The sequence below is a fragment of the Brevibacillus sp. FSL K6-2834 genome (genome assembly GCF_038592925.1).
Lineage (GTDB): Bacteria > Bacillota > Bacilli > Brevibacillales > Brevibacillaceae > Brevibacillus > Brevibacillus borstelensis.
In genome coordinates, this window is the sequence record NZ_CP151945.1 from 859,692 (window position 1) to 882,998 (window position 23,307).

At 55.3% G+C, this 23,307-nt stretch carries 22 protein-coding genes; 17 read left to right on the plus strand and 5 right to left on the minus strand.

All coding sequences use genetic code 11. The features are described 5' to 3' along the window. Positions 1-218 precede the first annotated feature (218 nt). Genes NST96_RS04455 through NST96_RS04470 form a run of 4 tightly spaced genes read left to right on the plus strand, consistent with a single transcriptional unit; the run spans position 219 to position 3,470 of the window. Positions 219-695, plus strand: coding sequence for an AsnC family transcriptional regulator (locus tag NST96_RS04455; RefSeq protein ID WP_122957563.1), 477 nt, complete (start codon positions 219-221; stop codon positions 693-695). 33 nt (positions 696-728) lie between these two features. Beyond that, positions 729-1,310 (plus strand): chromate transporter, encoded by a 582-nt coding sequence (locus NST96_RS04460; protein ID WP_039070062.1) that lies wholly within the window; start codon positions 729-731, stop codon positions 1,308-1,310. Continuing rightward, positions 1,307-1,837 carry a chromate transporter gene (locus NST96_RS04465; RefSeq protein ID WP_024984816.1) on the plus strand — a complete coding sequence of 177 codons (531 nt, stop codon included), beginning with the start codon at positions 1,307-1,309 and terminating at the stop codon, positions 1,835-1,837. The genes NST96_RS04460 and NST96_RS04465 overlap by 4 nt, the downstream gene beginning before the upstream one ends. A 22-nt stretch (positions 1,838-1,859) precedes the next feature. Then, positions 1,860-3,470 carry a gamma-glutamyltransferase family protein gene (locus tag NST96_RS04470; RefSeq protein ID WP_039070061.1) on the plus strand — a complete coding sequence of 537 codons (1,611 nt, stop codon included), beginning with the start codon at positions 1,860-1,862 and terminating at the stop codon, positions 3,468-3,470. Between the two features lie 171 nt (positions 3,471-3,641). On the opposite strand, the gene NST96_RS04475 is transcribed toward NST96_RS04470, so the two are convergent. Continuing rightward, the gene (locus tag NST96_RS04475) at positions 3,642-4,226 is read right to left on the minus strand and encodes a hypothetical protein (protein ID WP_031932021.1); all 585 of its coding nucleotides are present in this window, start codon (positions 4,224-4,226) and stop codon (positions 3,642-3,644) included. 210 nt (positions 4,227-4,436) lie between these two features. On the opposite strand from NST96_RS04475, the gene NST96_RS04480 reads away from it, so the two are divergent. After that, positions 4,437-5,282, plus strand: coding sequence for a DUF169 domain-containing protein (locus NST96_RS04480; protein WP_243014221.1), 846 nt, complete (start codon positions 4,437-4,439; stop codon positions 5,280-5,282). A gap of 241 nt (positions 5,283-5,523) precedes the next feature. On the opposite strand, the gene NST96_RS04485 is transcribed toward NST96_RS04480, so the two are convergent. Both NST96_RS04485 and NST96_RS04490 read right to left on the minus strand, forming a co-directional pair. After that, positions 5,524-6,639 (minus strand): aminopeptidase, encoded by a 1,116-nt coding sequence (locus NST96_RS04485; RefSeq protein ID WP_171506113.1) that lies wholly within the window; start codon positions 6,637-6,639, stop codon positions 5,524-5,526. Between the two features lie 171 nt (positions 6,640-6,810). Next, entirely contained in the window at positions 6,811-8,010 is a 1,200-nt protein-coding gene (locus NST96_RS04490; protein ID WP_003389466.1) for an iron-containing alcohol dehydrogenase, read from the minus strand. Positions 8,011-8,383: 373 nt separating this feature from the next. Here NST96_RS04490 and NST96_RS04495 point away from each other — a divergent pair, with 373 nt between their 5' ends. Then, entirely contained in the window at positions 8,384-8,926 is a 543-nt protein-coding gene (locus NST96_RS04495) for a hypothetical protein (protein WP_311067808.1), read from the plus strand. A gap of 78 nt (positions 8,927-9,004) precedes the next feature. Here NST96_RS04495 and NST96_RS04500 read toward each other — a convergent pair whose 3' ends face one another. Both NST96_RS04500 and NST96_RS04505 read right to left on the minus strand, forming a co-directional pair. Next, on the minus strand, positions 9,005-9,877 hold the full coding sequence (locus NST96_RS04500; RefSeq protein ID WP_227277838.1) for an MBL fold metallo-hydrolase: 873 nt from the start codon (positions 9,875-9,877) through the stop codon (positions 9,005-9,007). 61 nt (positions 9,878-9,938) lie between these two features. After that, positions 9,939-11,657, minus strand: a complete 1,719-nt coding sequence (locus tag NST96_RS04505; protein ID WP_003389463.1) for a methyl-accepting chemotaxis protein — start codon at positions 11,655-11,657, stop codon at positions 9,939-9,941. 258 nt (positions 11,658-11,915) lie between these two features. Here NST96_RS04505 and purC point away from each other — a divergent pair, with 258 nt between their 5' ends. From purC to purD, 11 genes are all read left to right on the plus strand, one after another. Continuing rightward, entirely contained in the window at positions 11,916-12,635 is a 720-nt protein-coding gene (gene purC, locus NST96_RS04510; RefSeq protein WP_031932028.1) for a phosphoribosylaminoimidazolesuccinocarboxamide synthase, read from the plus strand. After that, entirely contained in the window at positions 12,628-12,876 is a 249-nt protein-coding gene (purS, locus tag NST96_RS04515) for a phosphoribosylformylglycinamidine synthase subunit PurS (RefSeq protein WP_003389459.1), read from the plus strand. Before purC ends, purS begins: the two co-directional genes overlap by 8 nt. Positions 12,877-12,879: 3 nt before the next feature. Then, a complete protein-coding gene (gene purQ / locus NST96_RS04520; RefSeq protein ID WP_003389458.1) occupies positions 12,880-13,572 on the plus strand; it encodes a phosphoribosylformylglycinamidine synthase subunit PurQ in 693 nt (230 codons plus the stop codon). Further along, positions 13,553-15,796, plus strand: coding sequence for a phosphoribosylformylglycinamidine synthase subunit PurL (gene purL / locus NST96_RS04525; protein WP_003389457.1), 2,244 nt, complete (start codon positions 13,553-13,555; stop codon positions 15,794-15,796). Before purQ ends, purL begins: the two co-directional genes overlap by 20 nt. After that, complete coding sequence (gene purF / locus NST96_RS04530) at positions 15,781-17,199, plus strand: amidophosphoribosyltransferase (RefSeq protein ID WP_024983536.1); 1,419 nt, start codon at positions 15,781-15,783, stop codon at positions 17,197-17,199. Before purL ends, purF begins: the two co-directional genes overlap by 16 nt. Positions 17,200-17,259: 60 nt before the next feature. Then, positions 17,260-18,300, plus strand: a complete 1,041-nt coding sequence (purM, locus tag NST96_RS04535; RefSeq protein ID WP_024983537.1) for a phosphoribosylformylglycinamidine cyclo-ligase — start codon at positions 17,260-17,262, stop codon at positions 18,298-18,300. Then, positions 18,297-18,908, plus strand: coding sequence for a phosphoribosylglycinamide formyltransferase (gene purN / locus NST96_RS04540; RefSeq protein ID WP_172921205.1), 612 nt, complete (start codon positions 18,297-18,299; stop codon positions 18,906-18,908). Before purM ends, purN begins: the two co-directional genes overlap by 4 nt. A 227-nt stretch (positions 18,909-19,135) precedes the next feature. Further along, positions 19,136-19,603 (plus strand): SRPBCC domain-containing protein, encoded by a 468-nt coding sequence (locus NST96_RS04545; RefSeq protein ID WP_171505851.1) that lies wholly within the window; start codon positions 19,136-19,138, stop codon positions 19,601-19,603. Between the two features lie 137 nt (positions 19,604-19,740). Next, a complete protein-coding gene (locus tag NST96_RS04550; RefSeq protein ID WP_024983539.1) occupies positions 19,741-20,115 on the plus strand; it encodes a hypothetical protein in 375 nt (124 codons plus the stop codon). 182 nt (positions 20,116-20,297) lie between these two features. Continuing rightward, on the plus strand, positions 20,298-21,848 hold the full coding sequence (gene purH / locus NST96_RS04555) for a bifunctional phosphoribosylaminoimidazolecarboxamide formyltransferase/IMP cyclohydrolase (RefSeq protein WP_327956015.1): 1,551 nt from the start codon (positions 20,298-20,300) through the stop codon (positions 21,846-21,848). 27 nt (positions 21,849-21,875) lie between these two features. Continuing rightward, entirely contained in the window at positions 21,876-23,144 is a 1,269-nt protein-coding gene (gene purD, locus NST96_RS04560) for a phosphoribosylamine--glycine ligase (RefSeq protein ID WP_003389445.1), read from the plus strand. The last annotated feature ends 163 nt before the right edge of the window (positions 23,145-23,307 follow it).

The following is a 23,307-nucleotide window of genomic DNA, read 5'->3' on the forward strand; positions in this document are numbered from 1 at the left end:
ACGATATGCAGGCGTCGCAGCGGAGAGAGGCTCCGCATGCGGCGCCTGCTTTCGTCTGTTCAGGCAGGCGGGCTTATCAGAATTTTAGGGAAAATATTGCGCTTGGGCAGGTTCCATATTATGCTAACTAAAAATCTGATTATCGTCCTTGTCCGGCGCATATCTTCGTGTGATAGGCGCTGATCAAGCGAAAACGAGTAGAAAAAGGCAGGGGGAGCATGTCAACGAGTTTGGAAGGTTCACGATATTTTGAGTTGGACGATTTGGATTACGGTATCGCCAAAGCTTTGCAGGGGAATGCGCGGCTGCCGTTTACCCAGATCGCCAAGGAACTGGGGGTGACAGAGAAGACAGTTCGGATGCGGGTACAGCAGATGCAGGAGGAAGAAGTGCTCAGTCTGATCGGCGTACTGAATCCGGCCAAGGCGGGACTGATGCTGTCATCGTTGATCCAGTTGGCAGTCGAGGCAGGCAGGCTCGATGAAGCGGCAGCCGAGCTGCAGGCTATTGACGAGGTCCGGCAGATCGTCCTGACCTCGGGAGAATATCAGATCATGATCCAGGTATTGCACAGGGATTACGAGGAGCTGTCCGGCTTTTTACTGGGCAGGCTGAACAAGATTTCCGGTATTGTCCGCATGAATGTCATTCATGAATTGAAATTATTGAAATCATCTCATACATATCTTCGTTGAAATGGAAGGCAGAAAACAGAAAGGGAGGACAGCATGATTTATTGGAAGTTGTTTCTTGCCTTTTTTCGAATCGGGATTTTTGGCTATGGAGGAGGACCGACGATGGTCCCCTTGTTTTATACCGAATGCGTGAAGAAATACAAATGGGTAAGCGAAGAGGATTTTACCGACAACCTGGCGATGGCAAACGCGCTTCCAGGCCCGATCGCAACCAAGCTGGCCGCATATATCGGCTACCGCGTAAAAGGCTGGATGGGCGCGCTGGTCGCCAACTGTGCGGTGGTGCTGCCCACTGTGCTGGCGATGATTGCGCTGCTGCAGGTGATCTATCAGTGGAAGGATTCCCCGGGCATATACGGCATGATTCAGGCGATCCAGCCAGTCATTGCTGTGATGACGGCCGTACTGACCTGGGAGTTTCTGCAAAAGGGCTGGCAGGGGAGCAAGAACAAGAGCGGAGCCGCTGCCGCTTTGCTTTTATCGGTAGTGGCTTTGCTGTTTCTTGATCTGCATCCAGGGATCGTGGTGGGCATCGCCCTGATCTTTTCCTTCGGCTACGCCACCTGGGCGGTCCGCAAGCAGCGGAGCGGAGGGGAAGGAGAGGGAGAAGCATGATCTACCTGCAGCTGTTTTGGGCGTTCTTCATCTCCAACATCCTCGGGTACGGAGGCGGGCCGCCAAGCATCCCGCTGATTCAGAATGAAGTCGTCGACCACTACGGCTGGATGACGATGCAGGAGTTCGGCGAGGTGCTGGCCGTCGCCAATGCGCTTCCAAGCCCGATCGCGACCAAGCTGGCGGGCTATGTCGGCTACCAGGTGGCAGGCGTCCCCGGAGCGGCGGTCGCCCTTCTCGCTACCGTAGCTCCGACAGCTATCGCCATGATTGCGCTGCTCGGCGCTCTCAACCTGTTTCGCGATGCCCCCCAGGTAAAGGCGATGACGCAATCGGTTCGTCCGATCGTGACGGTGCTGCTGGGGATCATGACCTACGAGTTCCTGCTCGGAGCCGTCGAAGGGATCGGGTGGATGCAGACCGCTATCCTTTCGGTCGCCGCTTTTCTCCTCTTGGAAAAGTGGAAGCTGCATCCCGCCCTGGTTATTCTGCTCGCGATGGCGTACGGGTTTTTCTTTATCAACTGACCAGTTGAAAGGAGCACGTCTTATGACATTCTTTGACCCGATGGAATACCCGTATGCGTCCCGCCGGATGACAGCCTATGCCAGAAACGGGATGGTGGCAACCTCGCAGCCGCTGGCGGCCCAGGCGGGACTTGATATGCTGAAGCGAGGCGGAAATGCCATCGATGCCGCGATTGCCACCGCCGCCTGTCTGACTGTCGTAGAGCCCACCTCCAACGGGATTGGCGGCGACGCGTACGCGCTTGTCTGGACGAAAGGCACGCTTCACGGCTTAAACGCAAGCGGCCCGGCGCCAAACGGCATTTCCATCGAGGCCGTAAAAGCGGAGGGGCATGAGAAAATGCCGACGTACGGATGGCTTCCGGTAACAGTACCAGGTGCGCCGGCAGCATGGGTCGAGCTTTCCAGAAGATTCGGCAGGCTTCCGCTTGCAGTCGTGCTAAAGCCGGCAATCGACTATGCGGAACAAGGCTATCCGCTGTCGCCGACACTCGCTCATTTTTGGGAAGTGGCCTATCACAAATTCAAGCAGCTCTGTACGGGCCCGGAATTCGCCCATTGGTTTTCCACGTTTGCTCCCGCAGGAGGTCCTCCGAAAGCAGGGGAAATCTGGCGCTCGCCCGGACACGCAAAGACGCTTCGGAAGATTGCCGAGACCGAGGGAGAAAGCTTCTACAGCGGGGAATTGGCTGAGCGGATCGACGCCTTTTCCCGCGAATCTGGCGGGTATCTTCGTCTGGCCGACTTGGCTGCGTACCGGCCCGAGTGGGTCAAGCCGATCAGCGTCAACTACAGAGGCTACGATGTGTGGGAAATACCGCCGAACGGTCAGGGGCTGGTCGCGCTTTTGGCGCTGAATATGCTGAAGGGCTTCGATTTTGACGCCAGGGATTCGGCCGAAACCTGCCACAAGCAAATTGAGGCGATCAAGCTGGCTTTTGCCGATGGACTGCGCTACATCACGCAGGAGGACAGGATGAGCGTCAGGGTGGAGGACCTGTTGGCCGAGGAGTATGCAGTGTACCGCCGCAGCCTGATCGGGGAGCATGCCGGAATACCCGAACCCGGCAAACCGGTTGCCAGCGGTACGGTTTACCTGGCGACAGCGGATGGCGAGGGAAATATGGTTTCGTTTATCCAGAGCAACTACATGGGATTCGGATCAGGGATTGTCGTTCCGGGTACGGGAATTGCTCTGCAAAACCGGGGGAACAACTTCTCGCTTGATCCCGCGCACGACAATCGGCTGGAGCCGGGGAAAAAATCGTTCAATACGATCATTCCCGGCTTTTTGACCAAAGACGGGAAACCGGTTGGACCATTCGGGGTCATGGGCGGATACATGCAGCCGCAGGGTCACGTGCAGGTGGTGATGAGCACTGTCGACTTTCATTTGAATCCGCAGGCCGCCCTGGATGCTCCGCGATGGCGCTGGGTGGAAGGAAGAACGGTGGAGGTCGAGCAGCATTTTCCCGAACAGATCGCACAGGAGCTGAAGAAAAAGGGCCATGACATCAAGCGGGTGACGGGCTTCGGCGGATTTGGCCGAGGCCAGATCATCTGGCGGGATGAAAACGGCGTCTTGATCGGCGGGACCGACATGCGGACGGACAGCTGCATCGCGTCGTGGTAAACAAAGTAAAAGGGAGGGGGCGCGAGCAGTCGCGTCCTTTTTTCTGTACAGGATGCGTAGTGCAGAGGAGAGGTGATGAGACTTTGTGGTAAATGCGCTTATCGAGCCGTGGATTTCAAAAAAATAGGATCGCTATTGGAAAGTGAACGACTGACGGCCCTCCGGGAGCCGTCAGTCAAACGTAAAGGTTACGATCTGCCGCGATTCTGTATCAACCCCGACAGCCACGGTATACTGATCGTCTGTAAAATAAAAGTACTGCTTCCGGTCGCCCGTGCTGACGGGAGAAGACTTCACCAATTTCACGGCTTGCGGGCTCAAAAGCGCCCGAGAGCGGACGTAATCAGCCGCGATCCGCTCCAGCTCTTCGGTCGACAGCGATGTTGTCTGTGTTGTCTGTTTGTTCATTCGATCTATGGAAAGGGAAAGGATTTGCTTCGTCTTTGGGTCTATAACCGCATGGAAGGCCGCGATTTCTCCGTCCTGCGGCTTTCGCTTGAGAACGGCATGGACGGGCACTCCTCGGTAGATAGGCTGGTGCGTATCGCTGTCAATCAAGGAGTCGGGATCTTCCAAAGTCACTTCCCGGTCCTCTATATCTACTTCGGCTTGAAAGAATTTCTTCACCGCCGCTTGGGCGATGGCGGCAGCCTCAGCCTTTCCAAGGCCCTGGACCTGCTCAGGGGAGGACTGGCGCCCGCAGCCGGTCAGCAGCAACAATACGATACTTATTACGACAATCCCCAACTTCTTCATTTCTTTCGTTTCCTCCACCAAGTGTCAAACTTTCTCTACTAACAAAGGTACTATACAAACAGCCGACAATAAATCGATTTACCTTTCCCTCACCTTACATTTCTGTAATGTGCATATGTTTTGGCATCATCCCGTAATTTGTGGGGAAGAAACAGGTTTTTTGACTAACATTGCAGAAATATTCAAAAAAAGCGACCGGAGGGAAAAGTTATGAGCATACAGCAATTGCGTGAAGCCATCCAATCGTTTATTCGTCCTGACACTTTTCCGGTGGGGATTAAAATTGTCAAAAGCCAGAGCGAGCTGCCTGCAAAAGCAAAGCGCCCGTCACAGGATCTGGGCTATCTCATCACCATCTGCCAGGCGGTCAGCTTTTCCCGACGCTACGGCTGGACGATTGCCATGAACGGCGACGATCTCTCCTGTCCGATCGCCCAGGTGGCATTCGGCTATGAGGAGCAGCTTCCGTTTTATTCCGAAGGTCATCTCGCCTGTGGCATGTACACGGATTCTCTGGAGGCTGGCGCCAAAAGCGAGCAGGATGTACCCAAGCTTTCGCGGGAAGAGAGCGGGTATTACGTCTCGTTTCCGCTGGAGCGGGCTCCTTTTGACCCGGACGTGGTCGTCATTTACGGAAACTCCGCCCAAGTCATGCGTCTGGTGGCGGGAATGCTGTACAAACGGGGCGGATCGATCCCGTCGACGTTTTCCAGCCGGGCCGACTGCGCCGATATTGCGATCAAGCCGCTGCAGACCGGAGAGCCGCAGGTGATCGTTCCTTGCTATGGCGACAGGCTGTTTGCGCAAACACAGGATCACGAGATGGCTTTCAGCTTTCATTTCCGCGACGCGGCGGAGCTGGTCGAGGGCTTGGAGGGTACGAACCGGGGCGGCATTCGCTACCCGATTCCCACCTACCTTCGCTACCAGGCAGAGTTTCCGCCGACCTATCAGAAGCTGGCAAGCATGTTTCCCGGTGCGGTGTCAGAGGCAAGCGCGGGGGAGGAGCAGGTAAGTCAAGGGAGCAAGCTGGTTCAGACGGAAGGGAAGGAATAAAGCAAAAGTGGCCTTAGCGGGCCTCAAGGGCCAAAAGAGTCAAAAGAGCCAATAAAGCTAAAAGAGCTAAAGAAGCTAAAAAAAGGCAAAGGACCCCCCGAAAAGGAAAAAGACCCCAAAAAAGAAAAAGGCCTCAAAAAAGCAAAAGGCCCGAAAAAAGCCAAAAGAAACGGAGAAGAAAGAGAATAAGAAAGACTGCACGCCACCTCAAGCGAGCAGTCTTCTGCTGTGTAAAAAAGTTTTACACCAAATTCTCCGGATTCAGACCTTCCAGCTCCGGCAAGACAAACCGTCCGTCTTTGCGGATCAGTACATCGTCAAACCAGATTTCACCGCCGCCGTACTCTGGGCGCTGGATTTGCACCAAATCCCAGTGAATCGAGGAGCGGTTGCCGTTGTCTGCCACGGTGTAGGCATTGCCGGGGGTGAAGTGGAAGCTGCCGGCAATCTTCTCGTCGAACAGGATGTCGAGCATCGGGTGCAGAATGTGCGGGTTAAAGCCAATCGCGAATTCGCCGATATAGCGGGCACCGTCATCCGTATCCAGGATTTCGTTCAGGGCCTTCGTGTTGGAGCTGGTGGCCTCGACGATTTTTCCTTTGGAGAACGTAAACTGGACATCGGTAAACGAGATGCCGTGGTAGTTGGAGGCGGCATTGTAGAAGATGGTTCCTTCCACAGAATCGCGGATCGGTGCGGTATATACCTCGCCGTCCGGAATATTGCGCTTTCCGTCGCACTTGATCGCGGGGATGCCTTTGATCGAGAAGGACAGGTCCGTTTTCGGTCCGGCGATCCGGACGCGGTCTGTGCGCTCCATCAGCGCTTTGAGCGGGTCCATCGCCTTGGACATTTTGGAGTAGTCCAGGTTGCACACATCAAAGTAGAAGTCCTCGAAGCCTTCGAGACTCATGTTGGACAGCTGGGCCATCGACTTGTTCGGGTAGCGGAGCACGACCCAGCGCTTGTTCGGTACACGCTCGTTCGTGTGAACCGGCTGATACCAGTGACGGGAATACAGGCCCATCTTTTCTTCGGACACGTCTGCGTATTCATTGATATTGTCGTAAGCGCGAACGGCGATGTAGGCATCGACGTCCTTCATACGGGCGAGCTCATGCTTGGCGATCAGCTCCATGTGCTCTTTGCTTGTCCCTTGCTTCAAGGCACGCAAAATCTCCTGATCCTTCAGCGTTACCAAAGGGAGTGCGCCTACAGCGAACGCTTCCCGCACCAGTGCGCGCACCAGCGGCACCTGGATGCCGGTATTTTCAATGAGGACTTTTTCCCCTTTTTGCAGGTTGAGCGAGTAACGGATGAGGCGACTGGCTAGCTCGTTAATGCGCGGATCTGCCATTGTGTGTAACCTCCATAGTAAAAAAATTTTTATCCATCATATTATCGCATAGCCGAAACAGCCGTGCCAGTCGTTAGGACGAGCATATTTACGATTTACCGGGCCGCTAAAAAACCGATCGTGAGGTATGCATAGCGAAGCGGCCCTGGTCCGAACGCCAGCGTCAGGCGTTTACAAGCATGCTTCGTAGATGGAGATTACATCCTGCTCGGACAGAGGGCGGGAGCTTGGGAGATAGCCGGCTCCTCTGCCGCCAATGACGATCGACTCGCGGGCGAGCTCCTCCAGAGCATGTTTGTCGACGCCGAAATCGGACAGACGCTGTGTGATGCCCATCGCCTCATACCAACGTTGTACGGCCTTGATCGCTGCCCGCGCTGCTGCCAGCTCATCCGTTTCGGATACGCCGAAGCATTCCCGTCCCATTCGCGCCAGCCGTTCCGGACGGTCTTGCAGAATGATCTGCTCAAAATAAGGCAGCGACAGGATCGCCAGCCCGCGTCCATGAGCCATGTCGTAATGGCCGCTCAGGGGATGCTCGATCTGGTGGAGCGGCATGCCTGCCCCGCGTCCGCCGATGGCAAAGGGGCTGATCCCAAGGGTGCTGGCCCATAGCAGCGTCGCACGGGCCTCTTCGTGATCCGGCTGGCGAATCGCTGTCAGCGAGTGCTCGACGACGAGACGGATGAGCGACTCGGTGATCCCATCCTGCACATGTGTGCCCGGAGCGCTAATCAAATACGATTCAAACATGTGCGAAAAAATATCGGCGCACGCTTCAGCCGTCACATGCGCGGGTACGGTGTACGTCAAGGCGGGGTCCAGGATCGCTACCCGCGGGTACAGGGCAGGCCCGTTGATCGACGATTTTTCATGTGTGTCCCAGTGCGTCAGTACGCTGATGTTGTTGGCTTCGGAGCCGGTCGCCGCGACTGTCGGGATCGCCATGAGCGGCAAGGCCTCCTGTACAGGGACCAGATCCTTTGCGGTTCCGCTCGGATTTCCGCGCATGTAATCGTAAATCGGGCGGCCGGATAAAGCGGCAGCCGCGATCGCCTTCGACGCGTCCATCACCGAACCTCCGCCGAGGGCAATGATAAAATCACAACCGTGCTCGCGGGCAAGGGAAGCTCCTTGATCGACGGTCGAAGTACGGGGATTCGGTTCGATTTTGTCAAAGAGCACATGGGAAACGTGCTGTTCGTTCAAGAAGGCCTGCACTCTGTCCAGCAAGCCCGTTCGCTTTGCGGAGCTTCCGCCGGTGACGAGCAGCGCCTTTTGCCCGAGACTCTTTGCTTCCTGTCCAACCTTTGCGATTTCCCCGGTTCCAAACAATATGCGAGTCGGAAACGACAATTCAAACGGCAACATGACAAATCCCATCCTTTCACGCATTCTTTCTATTAGATAGTGTATCACAAAAAGGGAGCGGGCTTGGAGAACGATGGCACTCAATCATTATGAGGGCGATTATGAGTCGGCTCTTTCTCACACGTGAAAGGCAGCAGAGTTGTCGCCGGACGATCCGGAGCTTCTGGAATATCTCCTGCTGTTTCACGAGCTGCCGGGACAATACATCAGTGGCGAGGAAGCCATAGAAATTCGGAAAAAATTCTGGAGCATGATTCTGGTAACGGTACAGCTTTGGATATCGTGGGACGCAATCGAAACAGATAGGTCGCCAGACTTATCGCAGGGGCTCATTTCAATTCGGAATAAATTAATAGAAGGGGAGATGAAAAAAATGAACAGCTTCAAAGGCTTCCTGCTAGTGGCTTTGATCCTGGCAGGAATCAGCGGATGCGGGGATGCCTCTGAGACGAAGGAAGAAAACAGTGCAGTCGTTGAGAATCCAGTCGGGAAAGAGGCAAAAAATATAATGATCGGAGAGGATACTTTTCCCTTGCATGATTTGAAAGGTGTACAAAATTTCAAAGACCAATTCACATTTGCGTTTGATCCAACGGTTCATCCAGAGATTGCATACTACAAAAGCGGCGAGACAGTTACCATTGATTTTGGCGGTACAGAATTCGATCATATAGCGATTTTGGACGTTCTCCTCGATTCAGAGGGGAAACAATTATATACGGATAAAGAGATCAAGGAGGTGCCCTATACCCATGAAGACAATCACTATCAATTCAAATTAGAGAAGCACTTCGCTTCTGCGCTGGATTCGAATCCTAAGAAGAGTAAAACAGTTTACAGAGGTTTTCGAATCAATGCCTATAAGGATGATCAAGAACACCCATTTGGATTTGTAATCAAAACAGATTCATACTAAACCATTGAAAAGCCCCGTTTCATCCGAAAGGGGCTTTTTGAATCTGACGCGGGAAATTCCCCGCGTTTTTTCTGTTTGCTAAAAAAGCGCATGATCCCCCTGGCCCGCAGAGTCGGTCTGAACGGAGCGCTCAGGCACATACCGCCCGTAATCGGGAAGCGCTATGCTGTCAAAGTCGCGCACCAACCGCGCCAGTCCTTCTGCCAGCTCTTCACCCGAGACGGGCAGACCGTGACCCGTGATGGCTATCGACGGACGCAGCGCTTCCAGCTTTGCCACTGACTCCCGGGCGGCCTCCCAGTCAGTCGTAAAGTACCGGGGCGGGCCGGTAATCTCGGTCATTTGCGTCAGCACTTTATAGAGAGAATCCTGTCTCACTGTGACAAAAGCATCCCCGGCGATCAGCACCCGGTCCTGCTCCCGAAACAAAGAGACATGGCCGGGGGAGTGGCCGGGCGTATGAATCCAGCGCCACCCCGGCATAAACGGAACGGTTCCGTCTGCCGGCAAGGTCTGCAACCGGCTGCCCAGATCGATGCCTCCGTTCGGGAACAGCGGCGACAGCTTCGCGACCAGACCTCCTTCTACGCCCGGATCCGGTTCGGGATAATCGGAGGTGCCATCTAGATAAGGCTTTTCCAGCTCGTGGGCATATACAGGGACATCCCACCGATCGGCCAGATCGATCACCGCGCCGACGTGGTCAAAATGGCCGTGGGTCAGGACGATTGCCTTTGGTCGCGCTCCCGAGCCAAAGCGTTTTTCAGCCGCAGCCGCAATGTCGGGAGCCGACTTGGGCATCCCGGCATCGACGAGCACCCACTGCCCGGACTGAGGTTCTCCGACAAAGCAGAGGTTTACGACCTGTATGCAAAGGGCAAACACGTCAGAGGCGATCTTCTGGCCGATGCCGCTTGCCGCCGAAGTAACCGGAATATAGGTATCCCGCAATGATATTCCCTCCCGATCTGTCCATTTTCCCTCTTACTGTTTGCAGTTGGAAGCGAAATTATCATGACGCAACCCGAAACTTGTCGCTCAGCTCATGCAGGCGGCCAGACAGGGCCAACAGTTCGCTTGCCAGTCTGCGCGACTTTTCGATCGAGGCCAGCTGCTCCCTGGACGTGTGCAGCATCTCTTCCGTACTTGTCCTGGTCTCCTGGGAGACAGCGACGAACGTTTCGAGTGTAGCATCGACTTCATCCAAATCATCTGAGATACCGGACAAGCCTTTGCTTGCAGCCTCCAGTTGTACGGCGGTCCGGTCGATCGTCTGCCTGAGCAGAAGAAAGGCTTTCTCCGCTTCGTGCAGCTTTTCCATGCTTTGCTGCAATTGTCCGGCAGCCTCTGTCGTTTCCGCAGAAACGGAGTGCGCTTCACCCCGGATGCTTTGCATCATGTGGGAGATTTCGACCGCTGCTGTTTCCGACTCCCCGGCCAGCTTGGCTACTTCGTCCGCGACGACGGCGAAGCCCCGGCCGTATTGACCTGCCCTTGCCGCTTCGATCGTGGCGTTCAGCGCCAGCAGCTTTGTCTGCTTGGAAATGTTTTGGATCAGCCCGACGACGGCTCCAATCGATTCAGACTGCTCCCGAAGGGCGGACATCCGGTTGTAAAGCTGCTCGTATCTCCCGGAAAAGCGGCGGATCATGGAGGTTAGATCGTCGATCCTTTCCTGGCCGTTGAGCGCCACTTGCTCCATCTCTTTTCCTGATGCAAGGACAGAGGCGATCTCCTTAAACAGTTCATCCATGTCCGTCTTCATCCGTTGAAAAGAGGCGGTGGCAGATTCTGTGGAGCTGGCCGTTTCCTCGACGCCCTTGTTCACCGTATCGAGGCGCAGGGCCAACAGCGAAGAGCGCTCTCCGGCCTCCTCGGCAGCGAGCCGAATTTCATGACCGTCTCTGTTTAATTCGACAATCATCCGCTTGATCTCGGTCACGATATCCGCCATCTGTTCGACCATGTGATTGAAGCTGTCTGCGATGGAGCGGATTTCCGGCCCTTCATGGCTGAGGTCGGTCCGTTGGGTCAGATCTCCGGAGCTAACCCGGCGCATGTTGGCAATCAGAGTCTGAAAGGGTGCCGTGATGCCGCGAACAATGAACCAGCAAAGAATCAAGGAAAGGATCAGGCAAACTGCGATGGTAAACAAGATAAATTTCCCTGTTTGGTCCAGGGGAGCGAGGTACTGCTTTTGCGGAACGGCAATGATGTAGATGAAATTTTCTTCGGGCGAGTGACTGAAAGCCAGTGTATGTACGGCCCCGCCTGCATTTATATGGGTAACGCCAAAGCGCTGGGCCTGTATTTGCGCGGCGAGCTCCCCGGGAAAGTCAATCGCCCTTTTCGTAATGTTTTCAATCGGTTCGAAAAGGCCGTCACGGACCACAAACTGCTGGATGTCCAATCCTTTTTGGGCCAGACCGGCCTGCTGCTGTCGCAGCTCGTACTGCAGCCGTTTTTTGTATGTTTTGTCGTCGGAGGCAAACGTGAACTTCATCAGCGCGATTTTTTCCGTAATCTTTTCGGTTTCAGAGTCCAGTCTTGCTTCCATCTGGGAGATAATCATCTGTTTGGCTTGGGAATAAAACGCGCCGCCGATGATAATGGAGGAAAAAAGCAGCAGGCACAGCAGCGGAACGGTGATCTTTGTCTGTAGCCGTATGTTCCTGTGCAGGCGGGCGAATGGAGCTGCGAGAGGCGTAAAAACGGATTGTCTCTTGATCATGTTTGTCCCCCTGAAAAATTGCGTAGTCAGATAGTCCCGTTTCCATTGTAGTGAAGGAATGTAAAGCTGGTGTGGATGTAATGTAAACGAATATTAAGAGAGAAAATGATGTTTTTATACAATAATTCCCGAACGTTTGTCGAAGGTATATTTGTTAATTTCCGTTGATAATGGCGTATAATTATGTTTAAATGAAATTGAATCGTTCGTGAATTGGTTTGATCAAACCCATATCATCGGGGGAAGGTGGCTCCGGAAGTGGAAAAACGAGAACAACTTTACGAAGGCAAGGCAAAGCGTATCTATCGTACGTCTTTGGACAATCAGTATTGGGTGGAGTACAAGGATGACGCCACTGCTTTTAACGGAGAAAAGAAAGCGACCATCACCGGCAAGGGAGAACTGAACAACCGGATTACCGCAATCTTTTTCACGATGTTGAAACAGCGCGGCATCGACAATCACTTCATACGCCTGTTGTCGCCCACGGAGCAGCTGGTACGGCAGGTGGAGATCATTCCGCTGGAAGTTGTCGTGCGCAACATCGCCGCCGGTTCTCTGGCCAAGCGCCTGGGCATGAAGGAAGGCACTGTGCTTCCTCAGCCGGTCGTCGAGTTTTACTACAAGGACGACGCGCTCGGAGATCCGCTCGTCAATCCTTCTCACATCAAGGTGATGGGTATCGCCAGCGAAGAAGATTTGGCTGCACTGGAGCGTTTGGGATTGATGGTCAACGACGTATTGCAGCCGTATTTGCGGGAGAGGGGCATCCTTCTCGTCGATTTTAAATTGGAGTTTGGTCGTACACCGGAAGGAGAGATTCTCCTCGCCGATGAAATATCGCCGGACACGTGCCGGTTCTGGGATGCCGAGACGGGAGAAAAGCTGGACAAGGACCGTTTTCGCCGCGATCTCGGCAAAGTAGAGGAAGCGTATCAGGAAATGCTCAAACGATTGGGAGGAGAGGCACATGTATAAAGCTGTCGTCTACGTTACATTGCGTCAAAGCGTATTGGACCCGCAAGGCCACGCAGTAAAAGGAGCGCTGCATTCGCTTGGATTCGACGAGGTAAAGGACGTGCGCATCGGAAGGTATCTGGAAGTGGAGCTGGATACTTCCGACCTGAGCAAAGCGGAGGAACGGGTTTCCGAAATGTGCGAGAAGCTGCTTGCCAACACTGTCATCGAAGACTATCGCTTCGAGATTGTGGAGGGCTGAGCGATGCGTGTAGCCGTTATCGTATTTCCCGGTTCCAATGCTGACGTGGATTTGTACAATGCAGTGGAAGACGTGATGGGAGTGCCGGTCGACTACGTATGGCACGCAGAAAACGACTTGTCCCGCTACGATGTCATTTTGCTGCCGGGCGGCTTTTCCTACGGCGATTATCTGCGCTGCGGCGCCGTCGCCCGTTTTTCCCCGGTGATGGAGCAGGTCATCAAGGCGGCCGAGCAAGGCAAGCTGGTCATGGGCATCTGCAACGGCTTCCAGATTCTCACCGAAGCAGGGCTTCTGCCGGGAGCGCTGCTGAGAAACCGTTCGCTCAAATTCCGCTGCAAGCTGTCCGCGCTCCGCGTCGAGAACAATGACACCGCCTTTACCCGCGATTACGCGGCGGGCGAAGTCATCCAGATCCCGATCGCACACGGCGAGGGCAACTACTACTGTGACGAAGAAACACTGGAAAAACTGAAAGCCAACAATCAGATCGTGTTCCGCTATCACGGGGAAAACCCGAATGGCTCACTGGAGGATATCGCTGGCATCTGCAACGAAAAAGGCAACGTGCTGGGCATGATGCCCCATCCGGAGCGCGCTGTTCACGAATGGATGAGTTCTGCTGACGGACGGCGCATGTTTACCTCGATTCTACAGACATGGAGGGAACGAAACAGTGTCCAAGCTCACTCATAAAGAACCGACTGCCGAGCAAATTGCCGAAGAAAAGCTTTATCGCGAAATCGGTCTCACAGACGAAGAATACAAGAGCGTCGTCAACATTCTGGGACGCCAGCCCAACTGGACGGAAACAGGGCTCTACAGCGTGATGTGGTCGGAGCACTGCTCGTATAAAAACTCCCGCCCTGTCCTGCGCCGCTTCCCGACGACCGGCCCGCGCGTCCTGCAAGGACCGGGTGAAGGCGCCGGCATCGTCGACATCGGCGACAATCAGGCTGTCGTTTTCAAGATCGAAAGCCACAACCACCCTTCTGCCATCGAACCGTACCAGGGAGCGGCAACAGGAGTAGGCGGCATCATCCGCGATGTGTTCTCGATGGGAGCGCGTCCGGTCGCTTTGCTCAATTCGCTGCGCTTCGGGGAACTGACAACCCCGCGCGTCAAATACTTGTTTGAAAACGTAGTCGCCGGGATTGCCGGCTACGGCAACTGCATCGGGATTCCGACTGTAGGCGGCGAAGTCAACTTCGACCCTACGTATGAAGGAAACCCGCTCGTCAACGCAATGTGCGTCGGTCTGATCGACCACGACAAGATTCAAAAAGGGGTGGCCAGCGGCATCGGCAACCCGGTCATTTACGTGGGAGCGAGCACCGGCCGTGACGGCATTCACGGGGCTACCTTCGCTTCCGAGGAATTGAATGAAGAATCGGAGAAAAAGCGCCCCGCTGTGCAGGTAGGCGATCCGTTCATGGAAAAGCTGCTGCTCGAGGCATGCCTGGAGCTGATCGACACCGGAATCGTCGTCGGCATTCAGGATATGGGGGCGGCCGGCCTGACCTGCTCCAGCGCGGAGATGGCTTCCAAGGCGGGCAATGGAATCGAGATGAACCTCGATCTGGTGCCGCAGCGGGAGGCGGGCATGTCCGCGTATGAAATGATGCTGTCCGAATCCCAGGAGCGCATGCTCGTCGTCGTGGAAAAGGGCAAAGAAGCAGAGGCAATCGCTCTCTTTGACAAATGGGGATTGGCTTCTGCCGTCGTAGGAAAAGTGACGGATGACGGCCTGCTCAGACTGCTCCATCACGGCGAGGTGGTCGCAGAGGTGCCGGTGAAAACGCTGGCGGATGACGCTCCTGTGTACCATCGCCCTTCCAGGGTTCCCGCCTATTACGAGGCGAATGCCAAGGTGGACCCGGTGGCGGCGATCAGCGAGCCGAAGGATTTGAATGAAACGCTCAAGGCTTTGCTGGCCCAGCCGACGGTCGCGAGCAAAGCATGGGTTTATGAACAATACGATCACATCGTCCGGGCAGGCACAGCCGTCAAGCCAGGCTCCGACGCCGCTGTCGTGATGGTGCGCGGTACCCGCAAGGCGCTGGCGATGAGCACGGATTGCAACGGACGCTACGTGTATCTGGACCCGCAGGTGGGCGGTGCCATCGCCGTGGCGGAAGCGGCGCGCAACGTCGTTTGCTCTGGTGCCGAGCCGCTCGCGGTCACAGACTGCCTGAACTTCGGCAGCCCGGAAAAGCCGGAAGTGTTCTGGCAATTTGAAAAAGCCGTTGACGGCATGAGCGAAGCGTGCCTGGCGCTGAATTCGCCTGTCATCGGAGGAAACGTCTCCTTCTACAACGAGCGGAGCGGCGATGCGATCTACCCGACCCCGACGATCGGGATGGTCGGTCTGATCACGGATGTGGATCATATCACCACGCAGCATTTCAAGGCTGAGGGAGATGTCGTCATCCTGCTCGGCGAAACCTTTGCCGAGCTGGGCGGAAGCGAGTATCAAAAATATGCGACTGGCGCGATTTCCGGCCGTCCGCCTCAGCTGGACTTGAAAAAAGAGGCGGCTGTGCAGAAGCTGGTGCTGGACGCCATCCGCAACGGGCTGGTCAAATCGGCACACGACTTGTCGGAAGGCGGCCTCGGCGTGGCTCTTGCGGAAGCGTGCTTTGGCGAAAACATCGGCGCGACAGTTTCCCTGTCCTCTGATCTGAGAGCGGATGTGCTGTTGTTCAGCGAATCGCAGTCCCGCATCCTGATCAGTGTCGCCACGGAAAAGGCCGATGAGGTGCTGGCTCTGGCCGGCGAAATGGGCGTGCCTGCGCAGGCAATCGGACAGACTGGCGGAGAGCAACTGGTGGTGAACATCAACGGGGTCGAAGCTGTACACGCACCGCTGACAGCTTTGAAGGCCGCATGGAAGGATGCGATTCCATGTTTGATCGGGTAATCTGGGACAAACTGAACGAAGAATGCGGCGTTTTTGGCATCTACAACCACAAGGAAGCGTCCCCGCTGACGTATCTGGGGCTGCACGCCCTGCAGCATCGCGGTCAGGAGAGCGCAGGCATCTGCGCCTCCGACGGCGAGCGCTGGTACAAACACCGGGGGATGGGGCTGGTGGCGGAAGCGTTTGCCGGTGTGGATCTGCAAACCTTTCGCGGCAACATTGCCATCGGTCATACACGCTACACCACTGCGGGTTCGAGCAAGATCGAGAACGCGCAGCCGCTCTTTTTCCGCTACGCTCACGGCAGCATGGCTGTGGCTCACAACGGCAACCTGGTCAACGCTTCGGTTCTCAGAAAGGAGCTGGAGGCAAAAGGCTCGATCTTTCAGACGACCAGCGACACTGAGGTGATCGCGCACTTGATCGCCCGTTCCAAAAGCAGCGATTTGACCGAGGCTGTCCGCGAGGCGCTGCAGCATATCAAGGGAGCCTACGCACTTCTCGTCATGAATGAAAAACAGCTAATCATCGCGCTCGATCCCAACGGCCTGCGTCCGCTTTCGCTGGGGCGTCTCGGCGATGCGATTTGCGTGGCGTCGGAGACGTGCGCGTTTGACATCATCGGCGCAGAGTACTGGCGGGACGTTCAGCCGGGCGAATTGATCGTGGTCGACGAGGACGGCGTCCGCGAGTCCACATTTGCCGAAAACACCAAACGCTCGATCTGCACATTTGAATATATTTACTTTGCCCGTCCGGACAGCGACATCGACAGCATCAACGTCCACATGGCCCGCAAGCGTCTGGGGAAACAGCTCGCTCTCGAAGCGCCTGTGGAAGCCGACGTCGTGACCGGCGTTCCCGATTCGAGCATTTCTGCCGCAATCGGTTTCGCGGAGGCGACGGGAATTCCTTACGAGCTGGGCTTGATCAAAAACCGCTATGTGGGACGCACCTTTATCCAGCCGACCCAGGAGCTGCGCGAGCGCGGCGTGTACATGAAGCTGTCAGCCGTTCGCAAGGTGGTCGAAGGCAAGCGGGTGGTCATGATTGACGATTCGATTGTCCGCGGGACGACGAGCAGCAGGATCGTGCAAATGCTCCGCGACGCGGGGGCAAAGGAAGTCCACGTCCGCATCAGTTCGCCGCCGGTCATGAACTCCTGCTTTTACGGCATCGACACCTCGACGCGCGACGAGCTGATCGCTTCGTCCAAATCGGTGGAAGAAATCCGCCAATTCATTGGCGCCGATTCGCTCAGCTTTTTGACAATCGAAGGCATGATCGACGCGATCGGCCGCGAGGATGGCTCTCCCAACCGCGGTCACTGTCTGGCATGTTTCAACGGAGACTACCCGACAGAAGTGGAATACGAAGCGGCGCTGCCTGCAGATAAGTGCTGACAGGCAAGCTGCGTGTTTTTGCAAAGCGAACAACCAACCTCTACCGATGGAGGAGAAACCATGAGTGATGCATACAAGCAAGCGGGAGTAGATATAGAGGCGGGCAATCAGGCGGTCGAGCGCATGAAAAAGCACGTCAAACGGACATTCCGGCCGGAGGTGCTCACTGATCTGGGCGGGTTCGGCGCTCTGTTTCGTCTCGATACGACCAAATACAAAAAGCCGGTGCTCGTCTCGGGAACGGATGGAGTCGGCACCAAGCTGAAGCTGGCTTTTGCCATGGACAAACACGACACGATCGGGATCGACGCGGTGGCCATGTGCGTCAACGACGTAGTGGTGCAAGGAGCGGAACCGCTCTTTTTCCTCGACTATCTGGCGTGCGACAAGGTCGTTCCGGAGAAAATCGAAGCCATCGTCAAGGGGATTGCCGACGGCTGCGCCCAGGCAGGCTGCTCCCTGATCGGCGGCGAAACGGCGGAAATGCCAGGCATGTACGCGGAAGGCGAGTACGACATCGCCGGGTTTACGGTAGGCGTGGCTGACGAAGACAAGCTGATTACCGGCGCTTCGGTGAAGCCGGGCGACGTGCTGATCGGGCTGGCCGCAAGCGGAGTCCACAGCAACGGCTTTTCGCTTGTCCGCAAGGTTCTGCTGGCTGACCGCGGCCTTTCTCTGAGCGACCATATGGACGTCCTCGGCAAAACATTGGGCGAGGAGCTCTTGACTCCTACACGCATCTACGTAAAACAGATGTTGTCGCTGCTGGATGCGGTCGAGGTGAAAGCGATGGCCCACATCACCGGCGGCGGCTTTACGGAAAACATTCCGCGCGTATTGCCGGAAGGGACGCAGGCGGTCATCGACGTCGGGACGTGGCCGGTGCTGCCGATCTTTTCCCTGGTGCAGGAATCCGGGAATATTTCCTGGAGCGACATGTACCGCACTTTCAATATGGGGATCGGCATGATCGCGGTCGTCAAGCCGGAGGATGCCGAGCGGGCGATGGAGACGCTGAAGCAGTCGGGCGAGCAGCCGTACCGGATCGGCCATATCGCTGCCGGGGAACGAAAGGTCGTATACAACGGGGTGGCGTGGTGAAGCGGATAGCCGTCTTTGCATCTGGCAGCGGCTCCAATTTTGAAGCGGTCGTGCAAGCGGCAAAAAGCGGCCGTCTGGCGGGAGCCGAGATTGCCCTGCTCGTATGCGACAAACCGGGCGCCGGCGTTTTGGAACGGGCTGCTCGGCTTGGCGTAGATGCGTTTGTGTTCGATCCGAAAGCATATCCGGACAAGGCCGCTTTCGAGCGGGAAATCGTCGCCGAGCTGCAGAAGAGAGAAGTAGAGCTTGTCGTATTGGCCGGATATATGAGGCTGGTCGGAGATACGCTGCTTCAGGCATACGAGGGGCGCATGATCAACCTTCACCCGTCGCTGCTCCCCGCGTTTCCGGGCAAGGATGCCGTCGGCCAGGCACTCTCCTACGGGGTAAAGATAACGGGGGTAACGGTGCATATGGTCGATGCCGGACTGGATACCGGTCCGATCATCGCGCAGACACCTGTAGAGGTGCTGGAGGATGACACAGCCGAGAGCCTGAGCGCCCGGATTCATCAGGTGGAGCATGGATTGCTCGTTGACGTCATCGACAAATTGCTCACAGGCCGGGTAAAAGTGGAAGGGCGTCATGTACGACAAGGAACGAAATAGTGTTTCACTGTACAGTACAATCTGAATAAAATGGGTGTCCCACAAGTCAGATCTGACAATGGGCACCCATTTTTGCGTTGCAGAAGGGGGAAGATGAAAGGGCAGGCTCTTATTCTATCACCATTTGCCACGGGCCCTTCAAGAGGTAAAAAGAGCAAACAAGAAGAAGCGGAATGTTCAGTCTTTCCGGTATAATCAAACAAAGTACCTGGAAGGAGAGGAATAACATGGATAAGGTCATACATAAAAGCGTAAAGCTATCTTGCGGCCCTGCGCAAGCCTTTCAATTCTTTACCGGGAGCGAGCATCTGGCCAGCTGGCTGACCAATGCGGCGGAGGTGGAGCCTGTGGCGGGAGGCAAATACGAGCTGTTCTGGGCACCGGACGATCGCGAAAACGACAGCACTATCGGCTGCAAGGTGCTGGCCATCGAGGAGAACAAACTGCTGGTCTTTGAATGGAAGGGGAAAAGGCAGTTTGCCTCACTGATGAACGAAGCGCGTCCGCTCACCCATGTCGTCGTATCCTTCATTCCGGACGGAGAAGGAACCAACGTGCAGCTTGTGCATAACGGATGGGGCAGCACAGAAGAATGGGACGCTGCACGCGGCTGGTTTGAGCAGGCATGGAACATGGCGTTGGCCGGGCTTGAAAAGTACGCGAGTGCGCAGCCGGTCGCAAAGTGCTGTGAATAAAAAACGGCGATCCTCTCAGAACGGTTGGACCTATAAGCTGTCCCCCAAAAAAACCGAGCGTATAGACGCTCGTCAACAAAAACTTTTCGCATGCCCCGACATACAGTAAAGGGAAGGTGGAAATAAGGAGGGGCCAAATGAACGGGGACTTCGTAGCCGATCTGTTGGGGAAGCTGAGTAAACGAACGGGTCGGGAGTGGACGCTGACCGACATTATGAAGCTTGCGGAGAAACTCCCTAAAAACGGGAACGGAAATATTGAATCCGTCTTGAGTGAGCTGTCGGATATGGGACTTGATCTTTCGGACGAAACGAAAGACAAAGTCAGGCAGCAGGTAAAAGACGGCAAATCCCTTTCCGCGGATACAATCGGGGAGCTCATGACGACCAGTCAGAAGAAGGAATCGGGAGAAAAGAAAAAATCGTCCCCGAAGGGCAGCGGAAAAGTGAAAAACCTCTCTTTGGCGGAACGGATCAAAAAGATGCAAAGCCGCAAAAAGAAGCGGACATGACAGGATAAACGCTGTATCGATAACGAGAACAAAAAAGATACGCAGCCGACTGTGCCCCGGCACCGAAGGCTGCGTTTTGTTTTGTCCGAACAATCTTGATAAAAACGTACAATTATGTTTTAATGTATATGTAATGTTCGTGTTTTTACAACCTTTTTGAAAAAAGTCAGGAGGTTCTATTCGTGAGTGTGAAAAAAGCACTGATCAGCGTTTCGGACAAAACTGGGTTGGTACCTTTTGCGCGCCGCTTGGCTGCCGCTGGGGTCGAGATCATTTCTACCGGCGGGACAGCTTCTCTGCTCAAGGAAGCAGGCATCCCCGTCATTGGCATTTCAGATGTGACCGGTTTTCCAGAAATCATGGACGGACGCGTCAAGACGCTGCACCCGAATATTCATGGAGGTCTCTTGGCTGTTCGCGACAACGAGTCGCATCTTCAGCAGATGAAAGAACTGAACATCGACACGATTGATCTGGTCGTAGTCAATTTGTATCCATTTAAAGAAACGATTGCGAAACCCGGCGTTACTTATGCCGACGCAATTGAAAATATTGATATCGGCGGTCCGACGATGCTTCGCTCTGCCGCCAAAAACCACCAATTCGTCACAGTGGTTGTGGACGCAGCGGATTACGAGAAAGTGGCCGGAGAAATTGAAGCAGCCGGCGATACTACATTGGAAACACGCCGTCTATTGGCTGCCAAGGTATTCGGGCATACGGCCGCGTATGATGCCCTGATCGCGCGCTACCTAAACAATCAGGTGGGAGAAGCATTTCCGGAAAGCCTGACCGTGACGTATGAAAAGGTACAGGATTTGCGCTACGGCGAAAATCCGCATCAGCGTGCAGCTTTCTATCAGGAACCGCTTGCGGGGCTGACTTCTGTCGCTGGCGCTGAGCAATTACATGGAAAAGAGCTTTCCTACAATAATATTAATGATGCGGATGCGGCTCTCGCTATCGTCCGTGAATTTACAGAGCCGGCAGTCGTCGCGATCAAGCACTCCAATCCGTGCGGTGTCGGCATTGGCGGCGATGTCCGCGAGGCGTATCAAAAAGCGTTTGAAGCCGACCCGGTTTCGATTTTCGGCGGGATCGTCGCTGCCAATCGGCCGATCGATAAAGAGACGGCCCTGTTGATGAAAGAAACCTTTTTGGAAATTATCCTCGCTCCCGATTTTACCGAGGAGGCATTGAATGTCCTGACTGAAAAGAAAAACCTGCGCCTCTTGCGCCTGCCGGATCTGGCGCCTGTCCAAAAAGATGCCGCAGCTGTTCTCCGGGTAGCGCCGGTAGCGGGCGGAGCGCTGGTTCAGGATTACGATCTCAAGCAGCTCGCCGATGAGGAGATTCGCGTCGCTACCGACAGAGAGCCTACAGCCGAGGAGCTGGCGCAGTTGAAATTCGCCTGGAAGGTGGTCAAGCACGTCAAATCCAACGCGATCGTACTGGCCGCAGATAACATGACCATCGGGGTAGGAGCCGGTCAAATGAATCGTGTCGGTTCTGCCAAGATTGCCATCGAGCAGGCTGGTGAAAAAGCCCGCGGTTCCGTAATGGCTTCCGATGCTTTTTTCCCGATGCCCGATACCGTCGAGGCAGCGGCAAAAGCGGGAATTACGGCGATTATCCAACCAGGCGGCTCTGTACGGGACCAAGAATCGATTGATGCCTGCAACCGTTTTGGGATTGCCATGGTCTTTACTGGTGTGCGACACTTTAAGCATTAGAAGAGAGAGAATACAGGAGGGAATACGATGAACGTACTGGTAATCGGCAGCGGCGGCCGTGAACACGCCATTGTCTGGAAGCTGGCGCAAAGCTCCAAGGTGAAAAAGATTTTCTGTGCCCCCGGCAATGGAGGAACAGCCCTGCTGGCGAAGAACGTGCCGATTCCCGTTCATGATTTTGCCGCACTGGCACAGTTTGCCAAGGACGAAGGCATCGATTTGACGATTGTAGGCCCGGAGGACCCGCTGCTGGGAGGCATTGTCGACTTTTTCCTGGAGCGCAGCCTGCCGATCTACGGACCGACTGCCCAAGCTGCGAAAATCGAGGGAAGCAAATCGTTTGCCAAATATCTGATGAAGCGTTACAACATACCGACAGCGAAGTATGAATCCTTTATCGACTATGAGTCTGCACTTGCTTATGTGCGTGAGCAGGGAGCGCCGATTGTGGTAAAAGCGGATGGACTTGCCGCAGGCAAAGGGGTCGTGGTGGCGGAGACGCTGGAAGAAGCGGAGCGGGCGTTGTACAGCATCATGGAAGAGAACGCATTCGGCCAGGCAGGAGCCCGTGTGGTCATCGAAGAGTGCATGCGCGGAGAAGAACTGTCCCTCCTCTCCTTTGTCGATGGAGAGACGGTCAAGCCGATGATCACCTCCCAGGACCACAAGCGGGTGTTTGACAACGATCAAGGACCGAATACCGGGGGAATGGGCACCTATGCGCCGGTACCGCACATGTCAGCCAAGCTGGTAGATGAAATCGTGGCAAAAATCGTCCAGCCGATGGCATCCGGCATGGTGCGGGACGGCATTCCGTTTCGCGGCGTGCTGTACACCGGTTTGATGATCACTTCGGAGGGGCCGAAGGTTGTGGAATTCAACGCCCGCTTCGGCGATCCGGAGACGCAGGTCATTCTGCCGCTCCTCAAGACCGATCTGGTGGATATTTGCACGGCGACGGTCAACGGCGAACTGGCTTCCCTGGATGTTGAGTGGAAGCAGGAGAGTGCGGTTTGCGTCGTCATGGCTGCTCCCGGCTACCCCGGTGAGTACCCGAAGGGCTCGCTCATCACCGGACTGGAGCAGCAAGCAGAAGGCGTAGCCGTCTTTCATGCCGGCACCAAGCAAACGCCAGAGGGCACAGTCACGAGCGGCGGCCGCGTACTCGGCGTGACCAGCATCGGCAAAGACCTGGAGGAAGCGAGAGCGTCTGCCTACGAGGCGGTACGTTCCATCTCCTTCGAAGGCGCCCACTACCGCACCGACATCGCTGCCAAGGCGCTGGGAAACCGGTAAGGTAAGGGGGTACGAGAAGCGAGAACGGGTCTGTTCGAATGGGCTTGACCTGCTTCCAAAAAGCTGCTGCAAAAGCAAACAAGCCTCCAATCCCGAGAAGCGGATTGAAGGCTTGTCTTGTTTTGTGATAGTCCGGCAAAAGCCAAAAGCCGTAGAGATGAAA

Excerpts from the sequence above, each read along its gene's own strand:
- NST96_RS04455 (WP_122957563.1), top strand. The coding sequence starts at position 219 with ATGTCAACGAGTTTGGAAGGTTCACGATATTTTGAGTTGGACGATTTG.
- NST96_RS04460 (WP_039070062.1), top strand. The coding sequence starts at position 729 with ATGATTTATTGGAAGTTGTTTCTTGCCTTTTTTCGAATCGGGATTTTT.
- NST96_RS04465 (WP_024984816.1), top strand. The coding sequence starts at position 1,307 with ATGATCTACCTGCAGCTGTTTTGGGCGTTCTTCATCTCCAACATCCTC.
- NST96_RS04470 (WP_039070061.1), top strand. The coding sequence starts at position 1,860 with ATGACATTCTTTGACCCGATGGAATACCCGTATGCGTCCCGCCGGATG.
- NST96_RS04475 (WP_031932021.1), bottom strand. The coding sequence starts at position 4,226 with ATGAAGAAGTTGGGGATTGTCGTAATAAGTATCGTATTGTTGCTGCTG.
- NST96_RS04480 (WP_243014221.1), top strand. The coding sequence starts at position 4,437 with ATGAGCATACAGCAATTGCGTGAAGCCATCCAATCGTTTATTCGTCCT.
- NST96_RS04485 (WP_171506113.1), bottom strand. The coding sequence starts at position 6,639 with ATGGCAGATCCGCGCATTAACGAGCTAGCCAGTCGCCTCATCCGTTAC.
- NST96_RS04490 (WP_003389466.1), bottom strand. The coding sequence starts at position 8,010 with ATGTTGCCGTTTGAATTGTCGTTTCCGACTCGCATATTGTTTGGAACC.
- NST96_RS04495 (WP_311067808.1), top strand. The coding sequence starts at position 8,384 with ATGAACAGCTTCAAAGGCTTCCTGCTAGTGGCTTTGATCCTGGCAGGA.
- NST96_RS04505 (WP_003389463.1), bottom strand. The coding sequence starts at position 11,657 with ATGATCAAGAGACAATCCGTTTTTACGCCTCTCGCAGCTCCATTCGCC.
- purS (WP_003389459.1), top strand. The coding sequence starts at position 12,628 with ATGTATAAAGCTGTCGTCTACGTTACATTGCGTCAAAGCGTATTGGAC.
- purQ (WP_003389458.1), top strand. The coding sequence starts at position 12,880 with ATGCGTGTAGCCGTTATCGTATTTCCCGGTTCCAATGCTGACGTGGAT.
- purF (WP_024983536.1), top strand. The coding sequence starts at position 15,781 with ATGTTTGATCGGGTAATCTGGGACAAACTGAACGAAGAATGCGGCGTT.
- purM (WP_024983537.1), top strand. The coding sequence starts at position 17,260 with ATGAGTGATGCATACAAGCAAGCGGGAGTAGATATAGAGGCGGGCAAT.
- NST96_RS04545 (WP_171505851.1), top strand. The coding sequence starts at position 19,136 with ATGGATAAGGTCATACATAAAAGCGTAAAGCTATCTTGCGGCCCTGCG.
- NST96_RS04550 (WP_024983539.1), top strand. The coding sequence starts at position 19,741 with ATGAACGGGGACTTCGTAGCCGATCTGTTGGGGAAGCTGAGTAAACGA.
- purD (WP_003389445.1), top strand. The coding sequence starts at position 21,876 with ATGAACGTACTGGTAATCGGCAGCGGCGGCCGTGAACACGCCATTGTC.